Origin of the sequence: Kitasatospora humi (assembly GCF_020907985.1) — a bacterium.
GTDB classification, from domain to species: Bacteria; Actinomycetota; Actinomycetes; order Streptomycetales; family Streptomycetaceae; genus Kitasatospora; species Kitasatospora humi.
This window is the reverse complement of sequence record NZ_JAJJPA010000043.1, coordinates 51,533-58,471: the sequence shown is the minus strand read 5'-3', so window position 1 is coordinate 58,471 and position 6,939 is coordinate 51,533. Positions and strand designations below refer to the sequence as shown.

The window sequence follows — 6,939 nt, the reverse complement described above, 5'->3', positions numbered from 1 at the left end:
AGCATGCGCATACGAGTATGCGTGCGGCGCATACGGATATCGATCGGCGGGTGGCGCTGGTGGACTTGCAGCGAGGAATCCGAGAGGCGTCGCGGGTCGGCGACTACGGCAAAGTGATCGAGCTGGCCCGAAAGGAACGGGGGTTGACACAGCGCCAGTTCGGTGAGGCAGTGGGACTATCGCAGTCGGCGGTGTCCCGGTTGGAGAAGCGAGGCGCAGTCGGCGGCTACGACATGGCGCTGCTCGGCCGAGCAGCGGCCCACCTGGACCTTCCCGCCGGACTCCTGGGACTGGCGGACAGCACATCGGGAACAGAGCCAGTGGAACGACGCGGATTCGTAGGAGGTGTTGCCGCCCTGGCGGCGACACCGGTTCTGGCCGCACTGCCGGCGCCCGCAGACGCCGGACAGGCAGCTGCGCTGCGGTTGAGCACGACCGCGTACAGGAGGCTGGATGGCTCCACGCCTTCCCGGGACCTGGCAGATGCGGTCCGCGGCCACATCCAGCTCATCCAACGGTTGTCCAGCAACGGCGGCGACCGTACCCGGCTCGCGGCGGTCGGCAGTGAGGCAGCCTCGTTGGCGGGTTGGCTTGCCTGGGACATGGGCGACAGCGGTTCCGCCCGGTCCTGGTACGGCCAGGCGATCAGGGCGGCTCGTGCCGCCGGTGACCCGCTGCTGACCGCCTACCAGACAGGATCGCTGGCCCAGTTCGAAGCACATGCAGGGAACGCCGCGCAAGCGCTGGGTCTCGCCCGGCAGGCCCGGCAGTTCCTCGGCGCGGAGCAACCGGCCGTGGCCGATGCGTGGCTTGCCTCCGTCGAAGCACTCGCGCACGCTGCTGACGGCGACCAGCGACGCGCGGACCGGGCGCTGACTCACAGTCGGGCCGTCGCGCAGACGCTCGGTCGGAATGATCCGCCTCCGTGGCCTTGGGTTTTCGTGTTCGACGAGGCCAAGGTGAACGCCGCCAGGATCACCTGCGGCGCTCGTCTCGGGCGTCCCGAGTGGGTACTGACCGGCGACACACAGGCCCTCGCGACCGGGCACGCGAAGCAGCGCGCCCTCCTCGTGCTGGACATCGCGGCCGGGCACCTGGCTGCCGGCCGTGTGGAGGGAGGCTTCGCGCTCGCTTCGAAGGCCGTCGACGCCGGCTTGGAGTACCGTTCCGGACGAATCGTTGAGAGGGCCCGAGCGGTGCGGCGTTCCTTCGCCGGCACCTCACTCCCGAAGGTCGTGCGGGAGTTCGACGAGCGCCTCCACGGGGTCTATCTGTAGGAGGGGTTTGTGCGGGTCGGGATTACTGGGCACCGGGGGCTCAAAGCGAACGTGGAGCGCAAAGTTCGGGGCCTCCTGGACGATGCGGTGAGCGAGCTGAGCGGGGATCTGGTCGGCGTCTCCTGCATCGCTGACGGGCCGGACTCCTGGTTCGCGGAGGCCGTACTCGAACACGGCGGTCAACTGGAGATCGTGATCCCTGCCGAGCAGTACCGTGACTCGCTTCCAGCTGAGCACTATCCGATGTACGACCGTCTGCTGCGGCGTGCCTCGGAGCTTCACCACACGGGCATGATCGAGTCCGATTCGGCCGCACACATGGCAGGCAGCGAGGTCCTGGTCGGCCTGGTCGACGAGTTGCTGGCCGTATGGGACGGGCAGCCGGCGCGGGGATACGGGGGCACTGCGGACGTCGTCGCCTACGCCGAGCGCTGCGGCGTTCCGGTCCGGATTCTGTGGCCCGAGGGCGCGTCGCGGTAGTCCAATGGCCGGGCTTCACCGCCACACGATCGCCACCGCACGCCGTGAACGGCCCCCGAATAGACCTGAAGAGTAAGCGGCCGCTGGATTTCGCTCGGGCACGGAAAAAGCCCCCTGGCCTGCGAAGTTGCAGTCCAGGAGGGCTTCCCGAGACGGGCGACGGACGAGTCGGCCTGTACGCCGGGTTCTGTCTCCCGGGTTGCTTGCGCGGCCCGGGGAGGCGGCCATCCATCTAGGGCTGCCGTTGCCGGCAGCCTCGTGCGGTCTACCCGCGGGCTCGGGCGAGCAGCCCTCGAACACCCGCGCACGGGACCCGAGGGTCCCGATCTTGACCTTGCTCCGAGTGGGGTTTACCGAGCCGGCCGAGTCACCTCGGTCGCTGGTGGTCTCTTACACCACCGTTTCACCCTTACCTACCGAGGTAGGCGGTCTGTTTTCTGTGGCACTGTCCCGCGGGTCACCCCGGGTGGGCGTTACCCACCACCCTGCTCTGTGGAGCCCGGACGTTCCTCGGCGGGCCCTGTGAGGGACCCGTCGCGACCGCCCGGCCGGCTCGTCCGCCGTACTGGTCATCGTAGCCGGTCATGGCCGCTCCCCCGGACCGAGGGCGGTCGCTAGACGGCGAGCGGCGTCTCGCACTGGGTCTTGAGGCCGAGCGCCTCCTGGGCGAGGTAGCGGCGGATCAGCCGGCCGTGGCGCAGCCGGACCAGCGGGGCCAGCGGGCCGCTCAGGCGCAGCTCCAGGGTGACCCGGGTGCCGGTCGGGGTCGGCTGCAGGTGGTGGCCGGCTTCGATGCGCACGCCCGGCGCGCGGGTCTCCCAGGTGAAGGAGCGCTCCGGCTCGTACTCGGTGACCTGCCAGTGCGCACCGCGCAGCCGGGGCTGTTTGATCCACGCCCGGGAGCCGGTGCCGAACGGCCGCTCCTGCTCCTGGAGGCGGATCAGCTCGATCGACGGTGTCCAGGTGTGCCAGTGCTGCACGTCGGTGAGCACGGCCCAGACCGCTGCGGGCTCGGCTCCGATCTCGATCCGTTCTCGGTGGAACATCGCGCGCCACCCCCTCCTCAACCCATGGTAGGGAGACTGCCCATGGTAGGGAGGGGGGCGGCGGACGGGTAGATTGCTACGGAAGTTCTCAGGCACATCGAACTCTCAGCACAATCGATCCCCGGCACATCGAGGAGAAGTCGCGCGCATGCCGTTCCTGGTCCTGCTGCCGCCGTCCGAGGGCAAGGCCGAGGCGCCCGCGGGGGCGCCCCTGAAACTGGCCGAGCTGTCGCTGCCGGGGCTGACCGAGGCCCGCGAGCGGGTGCTGTCGGCGCTGGTCGACCTCTGCCGGGGGGACGAGGACGAGGCCGCCGCGGTGCTCGGGCTGAGCAAGGGCCTGCGCGGCGAGGTGGCCCGCAACGCGGGGTTGCGCACCGCCGGCACGCTGCCGGCCGGCGAGCTCTACACCGGCGTCCTCTATGACGCGCTGGCCCTCGGCAAGCTGGACGAGGCCGCCCACCGGCGGGCCGAGCGCTCGCTGCTGGTGTTCTCCGGGCTGTGGGGCGCGGTGCGGATCGGCGACCGGATCCCGGCGTACCGCTGCTCGGGCGGGGTCAAGCTGCCGCCGCTCGGCGCGCTGGGCGCCTACTGGCGGCGGGAGTCGGCCGAGGTGCTGGCGCGGGAGGCGGCCGACTCGCTGGTGCTGGACCTGCGCAGCTCGGCGTACGCGGCCTCGTGGAAGCCGGTCGGCGAGGTGGCGGCGCGGACCGCGACGGTGCGGGTGCTGCACGAGAAGGACGGCAAGCGCTCGGTGGTCAGCCACTTCAACAAGGCCACCAAGGGGCGGCTGGTCCGGGACCTGCTGAACTCCGGCGCCGAACCGGCCACCCCGGGCGAGCTGTTCGAGGTGCTGCTCGGCCTCGGCTACACCGTGGAACTGGCCGCCGAGGGCACTGCCCGCAAGCCGTGGCAGCTGGACGTGGTGGTCACCGAGCTGCACTGAGAGGCGCGCACCGAGCAGCCGCACCGAGAGCCCCGCGCCGAGCGAGCCGCGCCGAGCAGCCGTGCCAAGAGCCCCGCGCCGAGCGAGCCGCACCGAGCAGCCGCACCGAGGGCCCCGCGCCGAGCAGGTGCCTGAGCATGCGCTTGCTCAGTGCACCGCCGAGTGCCCGGTCAGCGCAGGTGCCCGGTGTCGTTCAGCAGGCGCAGTGAGGCGTTCCCGTCGCCGTAGTACTGCACCGCGCAGAGCGAGGCGGCCGACAGCTCCATCCGGTAGAGCGCGTCCGGCGGCGCGCCCAGGGCCAGCCGGACCAGCGTCTTGATCGGACTGACGTGCGAGACCACCAGCACGGTCTTGCCGGCGTAGCGGGCCAGGATCTTGTCGCGGGCCACCGAGACCCGCTGGGCCAGCGAGGCGAAGCTCTCGCTGCTGCCGGTGGGCTTGACCTTGGTGGAGGCCAGCCAGGCGTCCAGGTCGTCCGGGTGGCGCTCCCGCACCTCGGCGAAGGTGAGCCCCTCCCAGGCGCCGAAGTCCAGCTCCCGCAGCCCCTCCTCGACCCGGACCTCCAGGCCGAGCCGGACCGCCACCGCCTCCGCGGTCTGCCGGGTGCGCAGCATCGGCGAGCTGACCACGGCCTGCACGGTGCCGCGCGCGGCCAGCGCCTCGGCGGCCCGCTCGGCCTGCCAGCGGCCCTTGGCGGAGAGCTCCGGGTCGCTGCCGGTGGAGCCGGAGAACCGCTTCTGCGGGGTGAGCGCCGTCTCGCCGTGGCGCAGCAGCACCAGCGTGGTGGCGGTGCCCAGGGCGGCGCCCCAGCCGGCCTTGGGTGCGACGGGCTCCGGCAGCGGCTCCGGTTCGGTCGTGACCACGGGGGCGGCCGGGCGCGTCTTGGGCTCCCAGTGCTTGCCGGCCCGGCCCGCGTCCATCGCCTCGTTGGCCAGCCGGTCGGCGTCCTTGTTGCGCTCGCGCGGGATCCACTCGTAGCCCACCCGGTCGTGCGGGAAGACCTCGCGGGCCTCGGCGGCCAGCGGCCGCATGTCCGGGTGCTTGATCTTCCAGCGCCCGGACATCTGCTCGACCACCAGCTTGGAGTCCATCCGGACCGTCACCCGCGCACCGGGGTCGAGCTCATGGGCGGCGCGCAGGCCGGCGATCAACCCCCGGTACTCGGCCACGTTGTTGGTCGCGGTGCCGAGGTACTCGGCGGTCTCGACCAGGATCCGGCCGGTCTCGCCGTCCCTGACCACCGCACCGTAGCCGGCCGGGCCCGGGTTGCCCCGGGAGCCGCCGTCCGCCTCGACGATGAACCCGCGCCCGCCCATGGTGATCAGATGCCCGAGTCGGCGGTGCGGACCAGGATCCGGCCGCAGTTCTCGCAGCGGACCACGGCGTCGGCGGGCTCGGCCTTGATCGCGTTCAGGTCGGTGATGGCGAACTCCACCCGGCAGCCCTCGCAGCGGCGCTGGTAGAGGCGGGCCGCGCCGACCCCGCCCTGCTGCTCGCGCAGCCGGGTGTAGAGCTTCAGCAGGTCGGCCGGGATGACGGCCGACACGGCCTCGCGGTCGCGGGCGACCTTGGCGACCTCGGCGTCGATCTCGGCGAGGGCCGCGTCCCGGCGCTCGGTGGCCTCCTTGAGCACCACCGCGGCGTGCTCCAGCCGGCCGGACAGCTCGGCGACCCGGGTCTGGGCGGTCTCCAGGCGCTCCATCACCTCCAGCACCACGTCCTCCAGGTCGCCCTGGCGCTTGGCCAGCGAGGCGTTCTCGTGCTGCAGGTTCTCCAGGTCCTTGGCGGAGCCGACCGCGCCGGAGTCCATCCGCTGCTGGTTGCGGGCGGCCCGGGTGCGGACCTGCTCCACGTCCTGCTCGGCCTTGGCCAGCTCGCGGGTGGTGTCGCCGTGCTGGGCCTCGGCGGCGACCACCAGGGACTTGAGCGCGGTGTGGTCGGCGGTGGCCTTGTCGATCTCGGCGTGCTCGGGCAGGGTGCGGCGCCGGTGGGCCAGCTGGTCCAGCTTGGAGTCGATGGCCTGCAGGTCGAGAAGGCGGATCTGGTCGGCGGGCGCGGCGTTCACGCGGGGGCTCCTGAGGGAAAGGGTTCGAGCGGTCGGATGTGCGGTGCGCCTACGAGGACGCGGGGTGCGGCATCGGCGCGTGCGCCGTCCACGGGTCGGTGACCAGCGTGGAGACCCGGGTCTCCAGCGTCCAGCCGTGCTTCGCGGCGGCGGCGCCGAGGTCGCGGGCGGCCTGCTTCAGCCAGGGCCACTCGGTGGCCCAGTGGGCGGCGTCGACCAGGGCGATCGGGGCTGCCTCGGCGGCCTCGGAGGCCGGGTGGTGGCGCAGGTCGGCGGTGACGTAGGCGTCCACGCCGGCGGCCCGGACCTCGGCGAAGAAGCTGTCACCGGAGCCGCCGCTGACGGCGACCCGACGGACCGTCAGGTCGGGGTCGCCGGCCACCCTGATCCCGGTGGCGGTGGCGGGCAGTGCGGCGGCCACCCGGTCGGCGAAGGCGCGCAGCGGCAGCGGCTCGGGCAGCTCGCAGATCCGCCCGGTGCCGCGCCGCCCGGCCGGGTCGGTCGGGTCCGGCACCAGCGGGCCGAGCACCCGCACGCCGATCGCCTCGGCCAGCGCGTCGGAGACCCCGGGGTCGGCGTGGTCGGCGTTGGTGTGGGCGACGTGCAGGGCGATGCCGGCCCGGATCAGCGAGTGCACCACCCGGCCCTTGAAGGAGGTCGCCGCCACGCTGGTGGTGCCGCGCAGGTAGAGGGGGTGGTGGGTGACCACCAGGTCGGCGCCCCAGGCGACGGCCTCCTCGGCCACCGCCGCCACCGGGTCGACCGCGAAGAGCACCCGGCGCACCTCTGCGTCCGGATCGCCGCAGACCAGTCCGACGGCATCCCAGGACTCCGCCCACTGGGGCGGGTACAGCTCTTCCAGTGCGGTGATGACCTCGGACAGTTTCGGCACCCGTTGAGACTACCGCCTGCCTGGGCCGGAGCGGGCCGGACGGGTGCTCGTCAACCCGAGCGCAAGGGCGCCGCGAGGCCTTCCGATCCGCCACCGCGCCGCGCCCGCCCGGGAGTGCGGGGGCGAATGAGGCATCATCGGCGGCTCGCATGACGGGGAAAACGAATCCAGATCACCCTTACGAGTGAAGTGACCCGGTTGGCGTTGAGCACCCCGCGCACTGAAAGTAACTTCTT

At 72.3% G+C, this 6,939-nt stretch carries 7 protein-coding genes and 1 other RNA gene; 3 read left to right on the top strand and 5 right to left on the bottom strand.

Annotated features, from left to right (window positions below; genetic code table 11):
- Window positions 1–1,277: helix-turn-helix domain-containing protein (locus tag LN042_RS29080; protein WP_504871037.1), on the top strand; the 1,277-nt coding region annotated here is incomplete at its 5' end.
- Window positions 1,278–1,286: 9 nt separating this feature from the next.
- Window positions 1,287–1,757: a hypothetical protein gene (locus LN042_RS29075; RefSeq protein ID WP_230054386.1), complete on the top strand. Its 471-nt coding sequence runs from the start codon at window positions 1,287–1,289 to the stop codon at window positions 1,755–1,757.
- A gap of 160 nt (window positions 1,758–1,917) precedes the next feature.
- Here LN042_RS29075 and rnpB read toward each other — a convergent pair.
- Together rnpB and LN042_RS29065 are read right to left on the bottom strand one after the other, a co-directional pair.
- Window positions 1,918–2,313: RNase P RNA component class A (gene rnpB / locus LN042_RS29070), an RNA gene on the bottom strand.
- Window positions 2,314–2,371: 58 nt separating this feature from the next.
- Window positions 2,372–2,803: an SRPBCC family protein gene (locus tag LN042_RS29065; RefSeq protein ID WP_230054385.1), complete on the bottom strand. Its 432-nt coding sequence runs from the start codon at window positions 2,801–2,803 to the stop codon at window positions 2,372–2,374.
- A gap of 148 nt (window positions 2,804–2,951) precedes the next feature.
- On the opposite strand from LN042_RS29065, the gene yaaA reads away from it, so the two are divergent.
- Window positions 2,952–3,746, top strand: a complete 795-nt coding sequence (gene yaaA, locus LN042_RS29060; RefSeq protein WP_230054384.1) for a peroxide stress protein YaaA — start codon at window positions 2,952–2,954, stop codon at window positions 3,744–3,746.
- Window positions 3,747–3,916: 170 nt separating this feature from the next.
- Here yaaA and LN042_RS29055 read toward each other — a convergent pair whose 3' ends face one another.
- The 3 genes from LN042_RS29055 to LN042_RS29045 are packed head-to-tail and all read right to left on the bottom strand — an operon-like array spanning window position 3,917 to window position 6,703.
- The gene (locus LN042_RS29055; protein ID WP_230054383.1) at window positions 3,917–5,062 is read right to left on the bottom strand and encodes a bifunctional RNase H/acid phosphatase; all 1,146 of its coding nucleotides are present in this window, start codon (window positions 5,060–5,062) and stop codon (window positions 3,917–3,919) included.
- Between the two features lie 5 nt (window positions 5,063–5,067).
- Window positions 5,068–5,811 carry a zinc ribbon domain-containing protein gene (locus LN042_RS29050; protein WP_230054382.1) on the bottom strand — a complete coding sequence of 248 codons (744 nt, stop codon included), beginning with the start codon at window positions 5,809–5,811 and terminating at the stop codon, window positions 5,068–5,070.
- Between the two features lie 49 nt (window positions 5,812–5,860).
- Window positions 5,861–6,703: a Nif3-like dinuclear metal center hexameric protein gene (locus LN042_RS29045; protein WP_230054381.1), complete on the bottom strand. Its 843-nt coding sequence runs from the start codon at window positions 6,701–6,703 to the stop codon at window positions 5,861–5,863.
- Window positions 6,704–6,939 lie beyond the last annotated feature (236 nt).

Excerpts from the sequence above, each read along its gene's own strand:
- LN042_RS29065 (WP_230054385.1), bottom strand. The coding sequence starts at position 2,803 with ATGTTCCACCGAGAACGGATCGAGATCGGAGCCGAGCCCGCAGCGGTC.
- yaaA (WP_230054384.1), top strand. The coding sequence starts at position 2,952 with ATGCCGTTCCTGGTCCTGCTGCCGCCGTCCGAGGGCAAGGCCGAGGCG.
- LN042_RS29055 (WP_230054383.1), bottom strand. The coding sequence starts at position 5,062 with ATGGGCGGGCGCGGGTTCATCGTCGAGGCGGACGGCGGCTCCCGGGGC.